The organism is Pseudomonas sp. NFACC39-1 (assembly GCF_900110355.1).
GTDB classification, from domain to species: domain Bacteria; phylum Pseudomonadota; class Gammaproteobacteria; order Pseudomonadales; family Pseudomonadaceae; genus Aquipseudomonas; species Aquipseudomonas tehranensis.
In genome coordinates, this window is record NZ_FODL01000004.1 from 500,440 (window position 1) to 520,747 (window position 20,308).

Below are 20,308 nucleotides of genomic sequence, written 5' to 3' on the forward strand. Positions count from 1 at the left end.
AGATATGTCAATACTCGGGCTGTTCAAATTCTTCCGGTCATGCTAAAACCTTTTCAAGCGATTTTCCTAGCTGCTTGAAAAAGAAGGGAAAAATATGACGAAGTCGGAGTTGATCGAACGAATTGTCACCCATCAAGGGCTACTCTCATCCAAAGATGTGGAGCTGGCCATCAAGACCATGCTTGAGCAAATGTCCCAGTGCCTGGCGACCGGAGATCGTATCGAGATCCGTGGCTTCGGCAGCTTCTCCCTCCATTACCGTGCCCCGCGTGTGGGTCGCAATCCGAAAACGGGTCAGTCTGTGAGCCTGGACGGAAAGTTCGTTCCGCATTTCAAGCCGGGCAAAGAGCTGCGGGATCGTGTCAATGAGGAGGAGGGGGATGAGTTGTAAGGAGGCGACTATGCAAGGGGAAATTCATGCGCAGCTTTAAACGTTTTGCTCTTGTCGTGCTCGCGTTGCTAGTGGCTGCAGCCATCGTTCTGTTCGTGCTTGAGAATACCCAGCCTGTCGCGCTGTTGTTCCTGGGCTGGTCGGCCCCGCAACTTCCTGTTTCAGTTTGCGTGCTAGTGTCACTTCTCGCTGGTATGATGGTTGGCCCGTTGCTTGCGTGGTTCGTGGGGCAGCGTCGGCGGTTGAAATAATGGATGCTTGAGCCCGGAAGCCTTTGTGTGAAGGATCAGTGTCTGCAATTTTTTTCTGGCTTTTGGGTATGTTTTGATCGTGTTTAATTTAACTCAGTTTGCCGCGGTATCCGCCGAGGGCCTGATCGTTCTGCCTTTTGGCGCGTCCAGTTTGTATGCGGGCGCCATGTCAAAAAAAGCAAGCGAGGCCTCAGATGCAAAATAATCCAGTTGAAACCCATCGCTCTGATGAGATTGACCTTATTGCCCTCGCTCAAGGTCTTTGGTCCCAGAAATGGCTGATCATTGGGGTGACTCTTGTAGTCACGGTGGGTGCGGCTGCGTATGCGTTTCTCAGTAAGCCGGTCTATGAGTCCAAGCTTTTCATCATGCCGCCAACGCAGAATGATATAGCCGAGCTGAATTTTGGTCGCGGGAAAAGCACTGATCTGGAACCTTATTCGATCAAGTATGTTTATGACGTTTTTGCCAGAAACCTTCAAGGCGAGTCCCTGCGTCAGAAGTTCTTCAATGAAATTTATCTTCCCTCCCTCGATGAGTCTCAGCGACAGGGCGCGCTCGACCGTTTGTACGCGCGCTTTTCCCAAGAACTGGTGATCAAGGGGCCGGGAAAAGATACGCCAGATCGCTTTTCGGTGGCCGTTCAAGGTGGAGACCCTGTTCAGGCCACCGAGTGGGCAAAGATCTACGTCCAACACGCCAGCGAAGCTGCTGAGTCGGAGCTGGTCAAGAACGTGACCACCGAGGCATCGGTAAATGCGCGTAACCTTGAGCAGCAAATTGTGAGCTTGCGCGAGACTGCGCAGCGAGTTCGCGAGGACCGGATTCAGCAGTTGCGGGAGGCGTTGCAGATCGCTGAAGCGATCGGTTTGACATCGCCGATAATCAACTCTTCTGCAGCGGTGGATATCACGGTAGAGACCGGCGATAAAATGGATTACCAGCGGGGGAGCAAAGCATTGGCGGCGGAAATCAATGCTTTGGAGTCCAGGTCTTCTGATGATGCATTTATCACTGATTTGCGGCCGCTTCAGATGCAGTACGGTTTTTATCGTAAGTTGAATGTTGATCCTGAAAGGATTTCGGTTTATCGGCAGGATGGTAGTGTTGAGGTGCCGGAGAGTCCGATTAAGCCGAGAAAAGCTTTAATTTTGGTATTGGGTACAATAATTGGGTTGATATTCGGCTGTTTTATCACTTTGATCCGTTTTGTTTTATTAAGAGCTAAAGGTGGACTCTCTTCTGTAATCTAGGAGGAAACCTGTGTCTAGATTCGTCGCCAGTACGCCAAAGTACCAAACCCATCGTTACCGTATAGGGTCGATGGGTTTTTGTCATTTGGTAATGTCAAGGTTTTATACCTTGTCTTGAGGGGAAAAATAAAAGGAAAGGATATCATTAGGAAGCTGGCGATAATTTAGGGGTAGTTCTAACTATAATCTAAACGTACTTAGAAGATGCGTTTCTAGATCCCCGTGTTCATGTGATCGAGTGTTGATGCAAAAAATAGAATTCTGAGGAGTGGCTGTGACTATAAAGAGTCTATGTGTGTTTGGAACGCGCCCTGAGGCGATCAAAATGGCGCCATTGGCTCTGACATTGGCTACCGATAGCCGTTTTGAGGCGAGAGTTTGTGTTACCGGTCAGCATAGGGAAATGCTTGACCAGGTTTTAGACCTGTTTGAGTTAACACCAGAGTTTGATCTTCAGATTATGAAGCCGGGACAAGACTTAACTGACATAACAACCGCCGTTCTCCAAGGGCTAAAAAAGGTCTTTAATGAGTTTAAGCCGGACATAGTTTTGGTCCACGGTGATACGGCTACGACTTTCGCGACCACATTGGCAGCGTACTATCATCAAATTCCCGTTGCGCACGTAGAGGCTGGTTTGCGAACGGGGAATCTCTATTCGCCATGGCCCGAAGAGGGCAATCGTAAGCTAACAGGTGCGCTAGCAAGTATTCATTTTGCACCGACAGACACTTCACGTGAAAACCTGCTCCAAGAGGGTGTAGCTGCAGATCGCATCTATGTTACTGGAAATACGGTAATCGACTCACTTCTTGAAGTTGTGAAGAAAATTTCTAATAATAGCACTCTAAAAATAAAGCTTCAGGAGCAATTTTCCTACATTCCAGACGAGAGTCAGTTAATACTTGTTACTGGGCATAGGCGAGAAAGTTTTGGTGAAGGATTCGAAAGAATTTGCCATGCTCTGGCTGCGACTGCCAAAGAGTTTCCTAATGTAGAAATTATTTATCCGGTCCATCTCAATCCCAACGTCAGAGAACCGATAAACCGGCTCTTGGCTGGGATCAAAAATATTCATCTTATAGAACCACTCGATTATCTTCCCTTTGTATATTTGATGAATAGGTCATGCATTATATTAACAGATTCCGGAGGGATTCAGGAGGAGGCGCCTTCTTTAGGTAAGCCCGTCTTGGTGATGCGCGATACTACCGAACGGCCAGAAGCTGTCGCTGCAGGCACCGTTAAACTAGTAGGAACAGATATTGAAGCTATTACATCCAATCTAAGGATGTTGTTAACCGATCCTGCAGAGTATGAACGTATGAGTTTTTCCCATAATCCCTATGGGGATGGTGTGGCTTGCGAGCATATTTTGAAAGTTTTATCTGAGTCGGCATGGGTGAATAATTAGTTGCTTAAGTATGGCTCGATTAGGGGGTAATATGTCATTTGACACAATTTGTGTAGTTGGTTTGGGGTATATCGGACTCCCTACCGCGGCGGTTTTCGCTTCTCGTAAAATGAAAGTAATCGGCCTCGATGTGAATGAGTTAGCGGTAGAAGTCATTAATCGCGGAGAAATTCATATTATTGAACCGGATCTGGACATGGTTGTCCACGCGGCTGTAACCGAGGGATATTTGCGTGCGACAACGAAAGCTGAACCTGCTGATGCATTTCTGATTGCAGTACCGACTCCATTTAAGCAAGATCGTCAGCCTGATCTATCCTATGTTGAAGCGGCCGTAAAATCCATCGCGGCTGTGCTAAAAAAAGGGGATTTAGTGATTCTAGAGTCGACGTCTCCCGTTGGCGCTACAGAGCAGATGGCCAAATGGTTAGCTGAGATTAGGTCTGACCTATCGTTCCCTGAAACACATGGCGAAGAATCTGACATTCGGATAGCTCACTGTCCGGAGCGAGTGTTACCAGGACATGTGTTACGGGAACTCGTGCAAAATGATCGGGTGATAGGAGGGCTTACCTCTAAATGCTCCGAGAGGGCAGTTGAGTTGTACAGTATATTTGTACAAGGTAAGTGTGTTGTGACAACTGCACGTACTGCGGAGATGTGCAAGCTTACAGAAAATAGCTTTAGAGATGTGAATATCGCTTTTGCCAATGAGTTGTCAATGATTTGTGATAAGTTAGATATCAATGTTTGGGAGTTAATAGAGCTAGCGAATAGACATCCAAGAGTAAGCATCCTGCAGCCAGGTCCCGGAGTCGGTGGGCATTGTATTGCCGTGGACCCTTGGTTCATAGTCAGTAGGACACCGGCTGAAGCAAAGCTTATTCGCACTGCTCGAGAAGTAAATGATAGCAAGCCTATCTGGGTAAAAGAAAAGGTAAAGTTGGCGATAGGCGAGTTCTTGCTAGAGCACCCTGACACTACAGCCAAGGATGTAAAAGTGGCGTGTTTTGGTTTGACCTTTAAACCCGATATTGATGATCTTCGCGAGAGCCCCGCTCTTGGCATTGTCAAAGAGATTGGCATTATGCATAGCGGTTGCGTAATGATTGTGGAACCGAATATTGAGAAGCTGCCTACAGCTATGTTGAATCGTTTTAGCTTGCTAGACGCTCAGGTTGCTCTATCAGAAGCGGATGTTGTCGTAATGTTAGTCGATCACTCTTCTTTTAAAATGCTGCCTCGTTTAAATCTTGAAGGGAAAAAAATCGTTGACACTCGCGGTGTTTGGAACCAGTAATTAGAATGGGTTGGATATGAAATTAATACTAAAATCGGTTTCCAGCGCACATTCAATTATGATTCGAATTTGGTCGCGCTTACTGATGTATACGTATAGATATCAGTTCTTATCTATTGGCAAAAATGTAGTATTTGACCCTATTAGATCGAGCTTTAGTTACAAAACAATTAGTATTGGCTCGAATGTGTTTATAGGGTCTGGAGCAATATTTTCAGCGGATCGGTCAAAAATAACTATCGGTTCATACGTTATGTTTGGGCCGCGAGTTATCGTCTCGGGTGGTGATCATGAAATCACCTCTTTAACCAAGCCTATGTATTCAGTCGTCGAGAAGTCCAGTTCGTGCGATGCTGATGTTTTGATTGGTGACGATGTCTGGATAGGGGCGAACTGTGTTGTATTGAAAGGTGTCACAATCGGCACTGGATCCGTAATTGCCGCGGGTAGCATAGTTACTAAAGATGTTGAATCTTACAGTATATATGCTGGAGTGCCTGCAAAAAAAATTAAGAACCGGTTTACAGATAGTGATCGTAAGACGTATATGGATAACATGACGTCTTACGGTATTACTTCCCCTTGCTGTAAAGGAGCCTGATAGGGTGAGGTACTTGCTAAGTTCAATTCTCAAAATTTTGAGCCGGTTGTCTTGGTCTATTCGCGGTGGCTGGTTGAAAATAAAGATTCTTTCATTGGGGGGGAAGTGCGAAGGTATACCGAGGGTAGGAGCAAATGTTTATTGGAAGTATCCACCTCACGCGGGTATATCTATTTCAAGGGGCTTGGAGATTGGGCCTGGTTGTTATTTTGATATTCCTCCTCAAGGGAAAATTATCGTTGGGGAAAATGTAAAATTTACAGGTGGTATTTATATTGCAAGTCTTACGGAAATAATAATTGGTGATAATTCATTAATAGCTGAGTATTGTTCAATTAGGGATGCGGAACATTTGACTGAATGCTCATCGCCAATTAACGAGCAAAGATCTGTAAGTTCTAAAATATTTATCGGGGCTGACGTTTGGCTTTGTAAAGGCGTAACAGTATTGAGGGGGGCAGTAATAAAAAATGGTGCTGTGGTTGGTGCGCATTCTATAGTTAAAGGAGAAGTGCTTGATGAGCTAACTATATATGCTGGCGTTCCTGCGCGTTTTATAAAGAAGCGAGTTTAAGTTGAGTAAGTTATTAATGTTGATGGCCTCGTCTGGAGGGGCTCAAGCACTTCTTTTCGCCGCTAATTTCTGTTTGATTTTCTTTTATAGCACTGAAGTGATTGCCTCTTACGGCTTCTATATTACTATAGGATCATTATTTTCTGTTATATCCTCGCTCCGATTAGACTACTTTGCTTTTTTTTCAAAAGTAGATGATCAGGCTCGGGGGTTAGTATTGTCTGTTGGCTTGGTTTTCGTCGGAATTTCCTCCGTAAGCTTGATTCTAATTTCATTGTTATTTAATGTTTTTGGAAGGGAAACTTTTTTTCTAGTGTTGTCCGTGTTTAGCTTTTCTTTCTATTATCTAATATCTCAGTACAGTTTGATGGTTAAAGACTATGCGGGTTATGGTACGTCACGGCTCCTTCTTGGCTTGTTGTTTTTGTTTTTGTTGGTGGGGCTTGCGAGCAAAGGAGATGTCTTGCATCTGTTGGTAAGTTATTGCACCGCACAAACAGTATCTGGGCTTTATTTATGGCGGAGGAATAAAATCAGATTAACATTCAATATTTTAGCATTAAAGTACGGTGTTTTTTTTAGATTTCGGGACAGGCTAATAAACACTCTCTCGACTTGTATACAGTTCTTGTCTCCAGCCCTCCCTATAATTTTGGGTGGCTATTTTTTTAACATGGAGATTTTGGGCGCATTCTTTTGGATGTCTCAGATGCTGGGCGCAGCCGCTGCGATAGTTAAGCGCAGTTTAATGGGTTATTTGAGCGCTGAACTAATGCATAATGGAGAGCTACAAGTAGCAATAGTTGAGATGGCTGGAAAAATATTTTTATGGGGCGCTGCAGGAAGCATTGCAAGCTGCATCCTGCTATCTGCTGTTTTTAACTATATATCGCAGCAGTTCCCTTCTTGGAGTCCTTATGTCAATTTTTTACCAGCGTTGGTTTTGCTGTATTGCTCCGACGCTTTGGTTCAGCCGTTAGGGTCGCTACTTTCATCGATTCAACGCGAAAAAACTCATTTGCTCATTGAAATTGGCCGTCTGCTGTTGGTGCTAGTGTGTTTTTCTACGGCGGCGCAACTGGATTTGGATATATATTGGTTTGTTTGGGGATACTCGATAGTGATGTCGTTTTTTTATTTTTTAGGTGGTGCAATATTTTGTTATGTATCTAGATGCGGGGTGATGATCAAGTGAAGAATATCGTCGTTGTAGGGGGCTTGCCTCACCCTATCGGTGGGGTCACAACGTTTATCAGTCGTTTGATAAAATCCGAAAAATCAGTAGGTGTTCTTTTTGATTTGTATCCATCGGCCCATAAAGAGCTGCCTGAAAAGTATTGCGGTAGTTATATTTACAGTAGTATTAAAGTTATTACTGTTTTAAGGCTTTTTTTGTATGTTGCTATGAGAAAAAACCTCAACGTGCATTTTAATTTTTCAACACCTCGGTCATTGGCTTTGTTGAGATGGTTGCCCAAAAAAAAATCGAAATGGGCCCTAACACTCCACCATGGAAATCTCGGTAAGATGGAACCTTGGATGGCTCGCGTGCTTTCGCGAAAAGTAGACGTTTTCCTTCCTCTTAATACAATCCAGCGGCAATGGTATTCGCATGTAGAAACAAAAAAAATAGTCAACTCTAGCTCGTACTTGCCTGCCGGGGAGCCGAAGTGCAACCGTGACTTGCAAGCGGAGATAATCAAATATAGAAGCAAATATGATCAAATTATCATTTGCTCTGGGTATCCCACAGATATATATAATCATGAAGACGCCTTCGAGTTGATGGCGCTGAGGCCCAAGGATCTCCTAATATGCTGCCTCTATGGGCCAGGAGACCTTCGAGATAAATTAACTAAGCTTTCTTATGGAAAGAACATAATTATCAAAGAATCATTTGATGAAGATAGTTTTAATTATTTGTTAAAGAGCTCAGATTTATATTTGCGGCTAAACTCAGAGGACAGTTTTGGTATTGCCGTGGCTGATGCTGTAAATTATGGAATTAGGGTGATAGCTACTAATGTGTGCGCGCGCTATCCGGGAGCGATCATAGTCCCAGTGGGGCAGAGTGTCACGGAGTTGAATGAGGTGGTACAAAGGACGATTGATAGTCCTTTGATGGAAAGGTTGGATATTGGCATGCCTAAGTTCGAATATAGTCGGATTTTTGAATGATTATGCTTGGTTTTTATTTTGGGCTCCTAGCGATTAATCTTGTTCTTTGTTTTTTACTGCTGAAGAACGATATTAGAAGCTATAATCCTGCGGCGATAATGTGGTTTGTTATCGTTTCCTCATTTCTAATTCCTAGTATAGCTGACCCATTCGCTGGTTTGGTGGCAGCGCATCCTTTCTCCGTAAGCTATTACCTTGATATTTCGACACTAATAGAAGCCCAATTGTTTGTTTTTTTATTCCTTGCGGTATTTTATTTTGTTTACTTTGTCAGGAATATGACAAATAAACGGTTGGTAGGTATATACGCTGCCCATTATAAAGCGCAGTTGTGGGGAGGCAGTGCCTCTGGACTAACTGCCTACTCACTATTTCTGATGTTGGCACTATTGGGTTTTTATGAGGCTTATAGCAAGTACGGCAGCAGTATATTTTCAAGTTTTAGTTTTACGCAACGTAGAGAGGGGTTGAGTGCAATCTCGGGTTTTGTATTGAGCTATAATTTGTTGGTTAGCGCAGGCGTTCTGTTCTGGCTTGTGATGCGGAAAAAATTTTTGTCCAGTGCTCTGTACTTGGTTATGTACCTATTCATCTATTTCGTAATGGGTGGCAGCCGGCAGCCGTTGATTGTTTTGTTGTTGCCTTTTGTTTTTTATTTTTTCAGCTCAAAAAAGATGGGTTTTGTCTACGCCATAGTTTTGAGCTTGTCTTTTAGTCTGATTTCTAAAGTCCTTGAGTTTGTAATATATGTTCGAAATACGTCAGGATTAAGTGCTCGGATTGACACTTTGCTAGAATTTCCCAGTTTTCTATTCTCAGTGGGCGAGAGGCTTGGGTCGAGAGAAGAGGATCTCAGGTTTGCGTTTTATTATTTTGTGAAAAAATTTGATGGTTTAGAGGGGTTTGGAGATTTTACATATTTCATGCGAGTCATGTTTTTTTGGCTGCCGTCATCTTTGGATGGGCTTGCTTTAAAACCAGCAGATTTCGAATATACTATGTTTGCTCACTATATGCCCGGATTTGAAGGGACGATGCATCCGACTTTATTTGGAAGTTTATATGCAGACTCTGGCTGGATAGTTATACCCTGGATTGTTTTTTTTGTATTTCTACTCTTAATCACGGGGCCCGTGCTCCGATGTTTTCGTGGTATTCCGTACTTTTCGGTATGGGCGCTTTTTAGCTATACTTATATGATGATGGCTAGGGGGGCGATTTACGGCCCATTTGTTGTTCTCGTTTTTGGCTTGGTTTTTGCCGTCCTAGTACAGAAATTTTCTAAGACTCTCGTCCAGAGGTGAAATTCGTGAAACAAATTCTGCAAGACATGGCAAAGGGCGGAACCTCTATTGTCGAGGCGCCTGCTCCTATTGTATCTTCAGGGCAGTTAATCATTGGCACCACTTGCTCTCTCATTTCTTCGGGAACGGAGAGAATGTTGGTTCATTTTGGCAAGGCGTCTTACCTGGAGAAGGCAAGACAGCAGCCTGAGAAAGTCAAAATGGTGCTGGAGAAAGTAAAAACAGATGGTATAGCCACGACATTAGAGGCGGTTCAATCCAAGCTGTCGCAACCGCTAGCTTTAGGGTACTGTAATGTTGGCACGATACTGGAGGTAGGTAGCGGAGTTTCAGGATTCAAATCAGGTGAGCGCGTCGTCTCGAATGGGCCTCACGCAGATATAGTAAAAGTTCCTAAAAACCTATGCGCACGCATTCCTGCTAACGTCAGTGACGAGGAGGCTGCTTTTACAGTCGTTGCAAGTATCGGTTTGCAAGGGATTCGGCTGGCACAACCAACACTTGGCGAGGCTTTCGTTGTCACGGGAGTCGGTTTAATCGGTTTGTTAACCGTTCAGTTGCTACTAGCCCAAGGTTGTAGGGTACTTGCTATAGATTTTGATGATTCCAAGCTCGCCTTGGCTAAACAATACGGGGCCTCTGTGTGCAACCCTGGAAAAGGGGAGGATCCTGTGGCTGTCGGTATGTCCTTTAGCCGCGGTCGGGGGGTTGACGGAGTAATCATCACCGCGTCAACGAAGTCAACTGACCCGGTTACACAAGCAGCACGAATGTGTCGTAAGCGTGGTCGTATTATAATGGTCGGGGTAACGGGGCTAGACCTCAATCGCGCCGACTTTTATGAAAAAGAACTAATATTTCAAGTCTCCTGTTCTTATGGACCTGGTCGTTATGACGGGTCTTATGAACAGGAAGGTATTGACTATCCTATTGGTTTTGTTCGCTGGACGGAACAGCGTAACTTTGAAGCTATTCTGGATATGATGTCTTCGGGCAATCTTGATGTGAAGTCTCTAATAACACACAGATTTAATTTTGAGAGCGCAGAAGATGCCTACCATGTGTTAACTGAAGATGTTTCTGGTCTAGGTATAATTCTTCAGTATACCTCGGAAACTCAATCTCGTAAGATTAATAGCGTGGCATTGAATCCTCCCCGTAAGTTCCGTTCCGATGCACCAGTTATGGGGTTCATAGGCGCAGGTAACTATGCTTCACGTATGCTTATTCCGGCATTTAAAGCTGTTGGTGCACAGCTTCATACTATTGTGACTTCTAGTGGTCTTAGTGGTGTGGTGCATGGGAGAAGAAGTGGTTTCGTCATGGCATCGACCGATGTAAAGTCCATGCTTTGTGACTCTGAAATTAACACGGTAGCCATTGCTACACGACATGACTCTCATGCTCGGTTTGTGTGCAGTGCTTTGGATGCTCGGAAGCACGTCTTTGTAGAAAAGCCACTGGCAATCAACTCGGCTGAGTTGGATGAAATTTCGATGGTGTATAACAATGTGGGAGATGCTTCTGGCCCTCAGTTGATGGTTGGGTTTAACCGACGTTTTTCTCCTCATATCCAGAAAGCTAAACTTTTACTCCAATCAATATCTGAACCTAAAACGTTTATTATGACAATGAACGCCGGAGCAATTCCTGCAGATCATTGGACTCAGGACCAAGTAATAGGCGGAGGGCGTATTATAGGCGAAGCTTGTCATTTTATTGACCTGATGCGTTTCTTGGCGGGACATGCAATCGTCTCCGTACAGGCGCGTGGCTTCGGTCGTGTAGAGGGGCTTGAATCGACTGAGGATAAAGCGGCGATAACATTGGGTTTCGCTGATGGGTCATTTGGAACTATCTTATATCTGGCAAACGGCGCCGCAAGTTTCCCTAAAGAACGGATCGAAGTTTTCGCGGGGGGGAGAATCCTTCAGTTGGATAATTTCCGAAAAATGAAGGGGTTCAATTGGCCAGGGTTCAAAAAAATGAATCTGTGGAAACAGGATAAAGGGCAGGCTGCATGCGCAGAAGCCTTCATCGAAGGTATCAAAAAAGGTGTTCCTGCTATCCCATTTGATGAAATTATGGAAGTTGCTCGCGCAACTATAACTGCTTCCCAATTACTGCGCGAACAATGAAAGCTGTAACTAAAATAACAACCTATTTTTCATTGGGGTTAATAAATATATCAAAAGTTACCCTCTATAGGTTGAAGCTTAGATTGGGTGTAAGTAAGATAAGACGAATCCAGGCAAGCGTCCAAACCGCACCTTTCTTTAAGGAAGTTAGCAAGATTGATGCAATAGTCTTGGCATCTGATGCTTGGCGCAATGAGGCGCATATTTTTGGACGCAGGAAGTACTGTCTTGAAGATATGGTGCCTTCTTGGCACTGCAATCCTTTAACAGGGTTGTGTGCTACTAATGCTAATACTGACTGGTGGCGGATACCAGATTTTGATCCTGTCGTTGGTGATATTAAAGCGATATGGGAGGCTTCGCGATTTGATTGGGTGCTACCTTTTGCTCAAAGAGCTAAGGCGGGAGAGGATGACTCTTTAGTTCGTCTTAATAGGTGGCTCGCAGATTGGTGCGAACAGAATAAGCCCTACAAAGGTGTCAATTGGAAATGCGGGCAAGAAGCATCTATACGTGTGATGCACTTGGCTATGGCTGCAATTATTCTCGAGCAAATTGATGAGCCGTGCAAAAGCTTGCTCGATTTGATTGCGCTTCATCTTAAGCGTATCGAACCAACTATTGATTATGCTATAGCTCAAGATAATAATCATGGGACTTCCGAGGCTGCTGCTTTATATATTGGCGGAAGTTGGCTAAAGGCACAGGGCATACCGGAGGGCGGGCGCTGGTTGAGGCTCGGCCGCAAGTGGCTGGAAAATCGAGCGGCTCGTTTGATCGGTGTCGATGGTAGCTTCAGTCAATACTCGCTGAACTATCATCGTGTGCTGCTGGACACATTTTGTATGGTCGAGGTGTGGCGTCGGCAACTGCAATTGCCTCAATTTTCTCCCAAGTGGTACACACGTTCGCTAGCTGCCAGTGAGTGGCTACGAGCTATGATTAACCCGCTAAATGGCGATGGACCCAATTTGGGTGCTAATGACGGTGCGCGGTTGCTGCAGTTAACGGATACCGACTATCGCGATTTTCGTCCTACCGTGCAGTTGGCCATGGCGTTGTTTGCCGATGTTCGAGCCTACGCCGATGAAGGGTCATGGAATCTACCCTTACGATGGTTGGGGCTTGAATTACCGCAAACCATTGCGCCTAGTCCCGACAGTCGATTGTTCCATGATGGTGGTTTTGCCGTGCTTCGTCGTGGCTCGGCCATGGCGATGCTGCGTTACCCTCGCTTTCGCTTCCGTCCGAGCCAAGCGGATGCTCTGCACGTCGACTTGTGGCTAAGCGGTCGTAACCTGCTGCGTGATGCAGGTACGTATAGCTACAACACGGATGTACAATGGCTCAACTACTTCCCCGGTACGGCCAGTCACAATACCGTTCAGTTCGACGATCGTGATCAGATGCCTCGGCTAAGCCGTTTTCTTTTCGGTGACTGGCTGAGAACCTCATGCATGGAGCCATTATCCGAGGTGGGTGATACGATAACCTTTGTCGTTGGCTACCAAGATGGGCGTAAAGCCCGTCATCAACGCGACGTTCGCCTGACGGAAAACACATTGAGGGTAATCGATAAAATCGAGGGATTCGCCAAGAAAGCTGTACTGCGCTGGCGACTCGAACCCGGTGAGTGGCGAGTCGAAGGCTACAGCCTTTGCAATGGTGATCACACGCTGACACTGAAGGCTTCAATGCCTATCGCTCGCTTCGAACTGGTTGAGGGGTGGGAGTCACGCTATTACTTAGGCAAAGAACAAACACCGGTATTGGAAATTGAAGTCCATCAGCCGGGATCGCTAATTACGGAGTATCGCTGGGTCCTATGAAAGTTCTGTATTTTCACCAACACTTTTCAACCCCGAAAGGCATGGTCGGTACACGCTCTTATGAAATGGCTCGCCGTTTGCTTACGCGTGGTCATCAAGTGACGATGGTGTGCGGGAGTTATAGTGGCGGGGAGACTGGTCTGACACTGCCTTTCATTGGCGGTAAACGACGCGGAACAGTCGAAGGTATCGACATTATTGAGTTCGATCTGGCGTATTCAAATAGTGATGGCTTAGCAAAGAGAGTTGTGACTTTCGCCAAGTTTGCTCTACGCAGCATCGGCTTGGCACTGACTGAGCGATACGATCTTGTATTTGCAACTACTACGCCACTGACTGCGGGTATTCCTGGCGTTTTCGCCCGCTGGCTACGAGGTAAGCCGTTCGTATTTGAGGTGCGTGATCTTTGGCCAGAATTGCCCAAGGCTATGGGTGTGATCCGGAATCCAATAGTGTTGGGTGCCATGTCGATACTGGAGTGGATGAGCTATCGCTCGGCGCATAGGTTGATTGGCTTGTCCCCTGGGATAGTTGAAGGCATTGCTAAACGTGGGGTCCCGCGCGAGCGAATAGCACTGATCCCCAATGGCTGCGATCTCGATATTTTTGCTGGCGACGTCGAACCTTGGCGCCCTGAGCAGATAAAACCCGACGATCTGCTGGCTGTTTTTGCGGGCACTCATGGCATGGCCAATGGCCTGGATGCGGTGCTCGATGCAGCAGTGGAGCTGAAACGGCGTGGACGTGACAATATCAAGTTGCTTTTGATCGGCCAAGGCAAGCTCAAACCGGCTTTACAGGCACGGGCGCAGCGCGAAGCGTTGGACTGTGTTGTGTTTCATGCGCCAGTTAACAAGTCTCGGCTTGCTGGTCTGATGGCTAGTACGGATGTTGGGTTGCAGATATTAGCAAATGTGCCTGCTTTCTACGTTGGTACTTCACCAAACAAATTCTTCGACTACATTGCAGCAGGCTTGCCAGTACTCAACAATTATCCCGGCTGGTTGGCGGGGATGATCCGCGACAACCTGTGCGGCTATCCAGTTGAACCAGAAAATCGGTACGCTTTTGCCGATGCGCTAGAGCAGGCTGCAGATGATAGGGCGGCTGTAAAAGAAATGGGCAAACGGAGCCGTGAGCTGGCTGAGCGAGAGTTTGACCGAGAACTGCTGGCGAATCGCTTTGTCGATTGGTTGGAGGGGGTAAAGTGATGATCAAGCGCCTTACCGACATCGTCGCCTCCTTTTTCGGTCTTTTACTGCTGGCACCAGTTATTGCTATCGTTGCATGGCTGGTTCGCCGCAAGCTTGGTTCCCCTGTGTTGTTCTGTCAGGTGCGCCCCGGCCTGAATGGTGAACCATTCGAGATGATCAAGTTCCGTACCATGCGCGATGCTGTGGATGCTGTAGGCAACCAATTGCCAGACTCCGAACGCATGACCTCATTTGGCAGTTTCCTACGCTCCAGTAGTTTGGACGAGTTGCCAGGGCTGTGGAATGTTTTAAAAGGCGACATGAGCCTAGTCGGTCCGCGTCCGCTTTTGATGGAATACCTGCCGCTTTACAGCCCGGAGCAATATCGGCGTCATGAGGTGCGCCCCGGAGTTACCGGTTGGGCACAAATCAATGGCCGTAATGCACTTAGCTGGGACAAAAGGTTTATGCTGGATGTCTGGTATGTCGACAATCGTTCTTTCTGGCTGGATCTTAAAATCATCTTATTAACCATCAAGAAAGTGGTGGTACGTGATGGCATCAATGCAGAAGGGGAGGCTACCATGTCCAAATTTACAGGGAATAAGCCGTGAATCGCCTAGCCATATTGGGCGCCAGCGGCCACGGCAAGGTAGTTGCAGATACCGCTGAGAGTTCCGGTTGGGACTCGATATGTTTTTTTGATGATGCTTGGCCGTCAGTTAAGCAAAATGGAACATGGCCAGTCGTGGGTAATACGGACCACTTAATTTCGGAAATTGAAAAGTTTTCCGGTGTGGTTGTCGCGATTGGTGATAATCGGGTACGTCAGAATAAACTTCAAGAGTTTATTCGAGTCAACGCTAAGTTGGTTACGCTCATACATCCTGCTGCTACGGTTAGTCGGTATGCGGCGATTGGAGCCGGTTCGGTTATTTTTGCAGGTGTGGTGGTCAACGCCGGAGCTAGGGTTGGACAGGGAGCGATTCTGAACACGGGGTGTAGTATAGATCATGATTGTTTTTTAGGTGATTCTATCCATATCAGTCCGGGGGCGCGTCTTGCGGGAAATGTTAAACTCGGTGACCGGAGTTGGATTGGTATTGGGGCGTGCATAAGACAACAGATTAGTATTGGTAGTGATGTGGTTGTAGGGGCTGGCGCGGCGGTTATAAACGACATTGCTGCCCATCGAGTTGTAGTAGGTGTGCCCGCCAAATAGCTGAAGGGCTGATTTGGATTGGTTCGCTCGGGATGGTATTAATTTATATAGGTATAGATTGTGCTAAATACGCCATTTTCACCTTGGCCTTCTTTTAGCGAAGAAGAAGCGGATGCGGTGCATACCGCTATATTGTCTAATAAGGTCAACTATTGGACAGGACAGGAGTGTCGCGAGTTTGAGAAGGAGTTTGCGACCTGGGCTCAGGTAAGCCATGCTGTCGCCGTTGCTAACGGTACAGTCGCGTTAGATTTAGCGCTAAAGGCATTGGGTATCGGCGTCGGAGATGAGGTAATTGTCACGCCACGGACTTTTTTAGCATCTGTGTCCAGTATAGTTAATTGCGGCGCGGTTCCAGTGTTCGCAGATGTAGACCGCGAAACACAAAATTTTACCTCGGACTCAATTCGTGCCGTATTGACCTCGCGCACTCGCGCTTTTATATGCGTCCATTTAGCCGGCTGGCCTTGTGATATGGATCCAATCATCTCTTTAGCAAAAGAGTTTGGTATTAAAGTTATCGAGGATTGCGCTCAAGCTCATGGTGCTCTCTATAAAGGGAGACCGGTCGGTTCGATAGGGGATATTGGCGCGTGGTCTTTTTGCCAAGATAAAATAATAACCACGGGTGGCGAGGGTGGAATGGTCACTACTAATGACCGTGAACTGTGGTCCCGTATGTGGTCATTCAAAGATCATGGCAAGAGTTGGGAAGCAGTTTACGAGCATGAGCACCCGCCAGGTTTTCGTTGGCTCCACGATAGTTTTGGGACTAACTGGCGTATGCTGGAAGTCCAGGCTGTTATAGGTCGCATCCAATTGCGACGTATGGTGGATTGGCAAGCTCGTCGTCTAAATAACGCTCGCCAGATTTGGGAGTGCGCACGGACATGCGATGCCTTACGAGTTCCAATAATCCCCGAATATGTTGTTCACGCTGCGTACAAGTGTTACGTGTTTGTCCAGCCACATATGCTAAAAGCTAATTGGAGTCGCGATCGGATTTTAACCGAAATCGCTGCTCAAGGCGTACCATGTTTTTCAGGGTCATGTTCTGAGGTGTATCTTGAGAAAGCCTTCAATAATACTAGTTTTCGACCTGCCGAACGGCTAATTGTAGCGAAGGAATTAGGTGAAACCAGTCTGATGTTTATGGTGCATCCCACACTAACCGAGGTCGAAATAGCTAAAACCTGTGATGTTTTAAAGCGTGTAATGAATGAAGCTACTAACGTTTAGTTTAATGGCCTATTACGCTGACCTTTTTCGATGTTATGGTAATAGTGGGTCTAAACTTGGCGTTACGCTGCAAGCTTGAATTTTAATAGTGGCCCAAGATGTTTTTTGTTTTGGGTCGTTGTTATATCTAGCCATTCAGGTTCTTAGCAGGGTTTTTAGTTTATGCTGTTGATGGGGCTGTACTAATTTGGTGTTGGCCGTTTTTCGAAGGTACGTATATGGGCCTTTTTTTTTTGCTGCTGATGACTGTTGTGCTATCTGCTTTTTTATCTGGTGTTGTGCGTAATTATGCGATCTATAAGGGTGTCTTAGATTTACCAGCCGAGCGTAGTTCTCACTGTACTCCAACTCCTCGAGGCGGCGGTATTGCAATCGTTTTGAGCTTTGCTCTCGGGATGGTCGTCCTGGCATTTATGGATTTTTTGACGTGGATGACTTTATGGGAGTTGTTGGTCGCTGGTGTAGCTGTTGCGTTGCTCGGGTTCCTAGATGATCATAAGCCTATCGCTGTTCGTTGGAGATTGTTTGGGCATTTTTTAGCCTCAGGTTGGATAATATTTTATCTTAATGGTATTCCCGCGATAGATGTATTTGGTTTAAGTCTAGTTATGGGGCAGTTGGGCTATGTGTTTGCCACCGTTTACTTAGTTTGGATGTTGAATCTCTACAATTTTATGGATGGTATCAACGGTATTGCGAGTGTTCAAGCTATTTCCGTGTGCTTGGCAGCTTGTATATTGTATCGATTATCTGGGTTTGACAGTTTGATTGTGGCTCCATTGGTGCTCGCAATGGCGGTGTTGGGTTTTTTGTTTTGGAATTTCCCAGTTGCTCGTATTTTCATGGGGGATGGGGGAAGTGGTTTTTTGGGTTTAACCTTGGGTGTTTTTTCATTACAAGCAGCGTGGATATACCCTGAGTTTTTGTGGGTTTGGCTCATTCTGCTTGGCGTTTTTATTGTAGATGCAACTGTAACCTTATTACGGCGGCTTCTAAATGGTGAGAAGTTCTATGAGGCCCATAGGAGTCATGCTTATCAGTTTGCTTCTCGGCGATTCGGGAGCCATATTTATGTCACTTTGGCTGTAGCCGTTATAAATTTCTTTTGGCTATTGCCGGTGGCTGCATGTGTAATCTTATGGGGTTTGGATGGCGCTGTAGGGTTGGCAGTCGCATATACTCCCCTGATTGTGCTGGCATTTTGGTTTCGGAGTGGTGAGGCAGAGAAACGTAACGCGTTCACTAGTCCAGAATAGCTAACGGTCGTTTTATTAAGCCTCGCTTGACTTCGAGAGGTACAATGAGATGGTTTTTTTTAGGAGCAGCACAAGGTGCGTAAAGGGGTTATGGATAGGTTGAGAGCTAACATGCTGGGATTGCCTAGGCGCCACAAACGAGCAATCCAATTGGTTACCGATATCATTTTGGTTTGGATCGCCCTATGGCTGGCATTCGTCGTTCGACTCGGTGTCGACGCCTTGGCGAGCCCGATCGAAACGCATCTCTGGCTTTTCGCATCTGCTCCGCTCATCGCTATCCCGATTTTCATCCGCTTTGGCATGTACCGCGCCGTCATGCGTTATTTCGGCAATGACGCGCTGATCACTATCTGCAAGGCAGTCAGTCTCTCTGCCTTGTTGTTGGCTCTCTTGGTGTATTGGTACAGCAACCATAAAACCGTGGTGCCACGCTCCATCATTTTCAATTACTGGTGGCTCAGCCTAATCATGATCGGCGGTTTGCGCCTCATGATGCGCCAATACTTTCTGGGCGACTGGTTCACCGCAGCCCAGCATGTACCCTTCACTAACCGTGACGACGGTTTACCCAAAGTTGCCATATACGGTGCTGGTTCCGCCGGTAACCAGCTCGTCGCGGCATTGCGTATGGGGCGGGTGATGCGTCCGGTCGCGTTCATTGATGATGATCGCAGCATCGCAGACCGTGTGATCGCCGGACTGCAGGTCTACCAACCCAAACATATTCAAAAGATGATTGACGCGACCGGCGCGCAGGAAATCTTGCTGGCGGTTCCGTCCTCGTCACGAGGTCGTCGTCGAGAAATATTGACGTTGCTTGAAGGTTTCCCGCTGCATGTGCGCAGTGTTCCCGGCTTCATGGATTTGGCGAGTGGCCGGGTCAAGGTCGACGACATCCAGGAAGTGGATATTGCGGATCTTCTTGGCCGCGATCCTGTGCCTGCACAAGCTGACTTGCTTGAGCATTGCATCGCCGGGCAGTCGGTTCTGGTCACTGGTGCGGGAGGTTCGATTGGTTCTGAGCTTTGTCGACAAATTCTCGCGCTCAAGCCAACTACGCTGCTGCTATTCGAGCATAGTGAATTCAATCTCTACAGTATTCTGTCTGAACTCGAGCCGCGAATCGCGCGGGAATCATTATCTGTCCGCTTGCTCCCCATCCTGGGTTCGGTGCGCGATCAACACAAGTTGCTGGACGTGATGAAGACCTGGAATGTTGACACGGTCTATCACGCCGCCGCTTATAAGCATGTGCCCATGGTTGAGCACAATATTGCCGAAGGTGTCTTGAACAACGTGATCGGGACGTTGAACACCGCACAAGCCGCGTTGCAGGCGGGCGTATCGAATTTTGTATTGATTTCCACCGACAAAGCCGTGCGCCCTACCAACGTGATGGGCAGCACCAAGCGCCTTGCAGAACTGACCTTGCAGGCCCTGAGCCGTGAACTGGCGCCAGTGCTGTTTGGCGATAAGTCCAATGTCTCGCGGGTTAATAAAACCCGCTTCACCATGGTCCGGTTCGGCAATGTACTGGGCTCGTCAGGGTCGGTTATTCCTCTGTTCCATAAGCAGATCAAGTCCGGCGGCCCTTTAACCGTTACGCATCCCAAGATCACGCGTTATTTCATGACCATTCCAGAGGCCGCGCAGTTGGTGATTCAGGCCGGTTCCATGGGCTTGGGTGGGGATGTATTTGTACTGGACATGGGCGAACCGGTAAAAATTATCGAGCTGGCGGAAAAGATGATTCACCTGTCTGGCTTGAGCGTCCGTTCGGAAAAGAACCCTCATGGAGACATTTCAGTCGAGTTCACAGGTCTGCGTCCTGGCGAGAAGCTATACGAGGAGTTGCTGATTGGCGATAACGTTGTCGCGACCCCGCATCCGATGATCATGAGTGCCAACGAAGATCACCTGCCTTGGGACGTGCTCAAGGCCCGGCTGACGGAGCTGCTGGCTGCCATCGAACACGATGACTACGCGAGAGTCCGTCAGTTGCTGCGTGATACTGTCAGTGGCTACGCCCCGGACGGTGAGATCGTCGACTGGATCTACCAGCAACGTCGCCTCGAACCCTGATTGTTACACAACCTGTAACGTACACACTTTTGACAGCCCCCAATCATCGCCTAAGTTTGAGAAGCAGCGTCGGAAAAGCT

18 protein-coding genes are annotated in these 20,308 nt (G+C 46.9%); all 18 read left to right on the top strand.

Annotated features, from left to right (window positions below):
- Positions 1-94: 94 nt before the first annotated feature.
- The 18 genes from ihfB (at position 95) to BMY45_RS11770 (ending at position 20,228) form a co-directional block, all read left to right on the top strand.
- Positions 95-391, top strand: coding sequence for an integration host factor subunit beta (ihfB, locus tag BMY45_RS11685; RefSeq protein ID WP_003199243.1), 297 nt, complete (start codon positions 95-97; stop codon positions 389-391).
- 26 nt (positions 392-417) lie between these two features.
- A complete protein-coding gene (locus tag BMY45_RS11690) occupies positions 418-642 on the top strand; it encodes a LapA family protein (protein ID WP_092397643.1) in 225 nt (74 codons plus the stop codon).
- Between the two features lie 194 nt (positions 643-836).
- On the top strand, positions 837-1,895 hold the full coding sequence (locus tag BMY45_RS11695; protein WP_092397645.1) for an LPS O-antigen chain length determinant protein WzzB: 1,059 nt from the start codon (positions 837-839) through the stop codon (positions 1,893-1,895).
- A 325-nt stretch (positions 1,896-2,220) separates the two neighbouring features.
- Entirely contained in the window at positions 2,221-3,309 is a 1,089-nt protein-coding gene (gene wecB / locus BMY45_RS11700; RefSeq protein ID WP_371913922.1) for a non-hydrolyzing UDP-N-acetylglucosamine 2-epimerase, read from the top strand.
- Positions 3,310-3,340: 31 nt separating this feature from the next.
- Positions 3,341-4,609, top strand: a complete 1,269-nt coding sequence (gene wecC, locus BMY45_RS11705; protein ID WP_092397649.1) for a UDP-N-acetyl-D-mannosamine dehydrogenase — start codon at positions 3,341-3,343, stop codon at positions 4,607-4,609.
- A 316-nt stretch (positions 4,610-4,925) separates the two neighbouring features.
- The gene (locus BMY45_RS28385) at positions 4,926-5,210 is read left to right on the top strand and encodes a DapH/DapD/GlmU-related protein (protein ID WP_371913923.1); all 285 of its coding nucleotides are present in this window, start codon (positions 4,926-4,928) and stop codon (positions 5,208-5,210) included.
- Positions 5,211-5,223: 13 nt separating this feature from the next.
- The gene (locus BMY45_RS11715) at positions 5,224-5,784 is read left to right on the top strand and encodes an acyltransferase (protein ID WP_177193340.1); all 561 of its coding nucleotides are present in this window, start codon (positions 5,224-5,226) and stop codon (positions 5,782-5,784) included.
- A gap of 1 nt (position 5,785) precedes the next feature.
- Positions 5,786-6,979, top strand: a complete 1,194-nt coding sequence (locus tag BMY45_RS11720; RefSeq protein WP_143071630.1) for a hypothetical protein — start codon at positions 5,786-5,788, stop codon at positions 6,977-6,979.
- Positions 6,976-7,962, top strand: coding sequence for a glycosyltransferase family protein (locus tag BMY45_RS27505; RefSeq protein WP_143071631.1), 987 nt, complete (start codon positions 6,976-6,978; stop codon positions 7,960-7,962). Before BMY45_RS11720 ends, BMY45_RS27505 begins: the two co-directional genes overlap by 4 nt.
- Positions 7,959-9,266: a hypothetical protein gene (locus BMY45_RS11730; RefSeq protein ID WP_092397660.1), complete on the top strand. Its 1,308-nt coding sequence runs from the start codon at positions 7,959-7,961 to the stop codon at positions 9,264-9,266. Before BMY45_RS27505 ends, BMY45_RS11730 begins: the two co-directional genes overlap by 4 nt.
- Before the next feature lie 5 nt (positions 9,267-9,271).
- On the top strand, positions 9,272-11,404 hold the full coding sequence (locus BMY45_RS11735) for a bi-domain-containing oxidoreductase (RefSeq protein WP_092397769.1): 2,133 nt from the start codon (positions 9,272-9,274) through the stop codon (positions 11,402-11,404).
- A complete protein-coding gene (locus BMY45_RS11740) occupies positions 11,401-13,233 on the top strand; it encodes a heparinase II/III family protein (RefSeq protein ID WP_092397662.1) in 1,833 nt (610 codons plus the stop codon). The genes BMY45_RS11735 and BMY45_RS11740 overlap by 4 nt, the downstream gene beginning before the upstream one ends.
- Positions 13,230-14,444, top strand: a complete 1,215-nt coding sequence (locus BMY45_RS11745; protein WP_092397664.1) for a glycosyltransferase family 4 protein — start codon at positions 13,230-13,232, stop codon at positions 14,442-14,444. Before BMY45_RS11740 ends, BMY45_RS11745 begins: the two co-directional genes overlap by 4 nt.
- On the top strand, positions 14,444-15,040 hold the full coding sequence (locus BMY45_RS11750; RefSeq protein ID WP_092397666.1) for a sugar transferase: 597 nt from the start codon (positions 14,444-14,446) through the stop codon (positions 15,038-15,040). Before BMY45_RS11745 ends, BMY45_RS11750 begins: the two co-directional genes overlap by 1 nt.
- Positions 15,037-15,648 (top strand): acetyltransferase, encoded by a 612-nt coding sequence (locus BMY45_RS11755; RefSeq protein WP_092397668.1) that lies wholly within the window; start codon positions 15,037-15,039, stop codon positions 15,646-15,648. The genes BMY45_RS11750 and BMY45_RS11755 overlap by 4 nt, the downstream gene beginning before the upstream one ends.
- Before the next feature lie 60 nt (positions 15,649-15,708).
- Positions 15,709-16,887 (top strand): DegT/DnrJ/EryC1/StrS family aminotransferase, encoded by a 1,179-nt coding sequence (locus BMY45_RS11760; RefSeq protein WP_092397670.1) that lies wholly within the window; start codon positions 15,709-15,711, stop codon positions 16,885-16,887.
- Between the two features lie 218 nt (positions 16,888-17,105).
- The gene (locus tag BMY45_RS11765) at positions 17,106-18,143 is read left to right on the top strand and encodes an MraY family glycosyltransferase (RefSeq protein ID WP_092397672.1); all 1,038 of its coding nucleotides are present in this window, start codon (positions 17,106-17,108) and stop codon (positions 18,141-18,143) included.
- Between the two features lie 90 nt (positions 18,144-18,233).
- Positions 18,234-20,228 (top strand): polysaccharide biosynthesis protein, encoded by a 1,995-nt coding sequence (locus BMY45_RS11770; protein WP_092397675.1) that lies wholly within the window; start codon positions 18,234-18,236, stop codon positions 20,226-20,228.
- Positions 20,229-20,308: the final 80 nt, after the last annotated feature.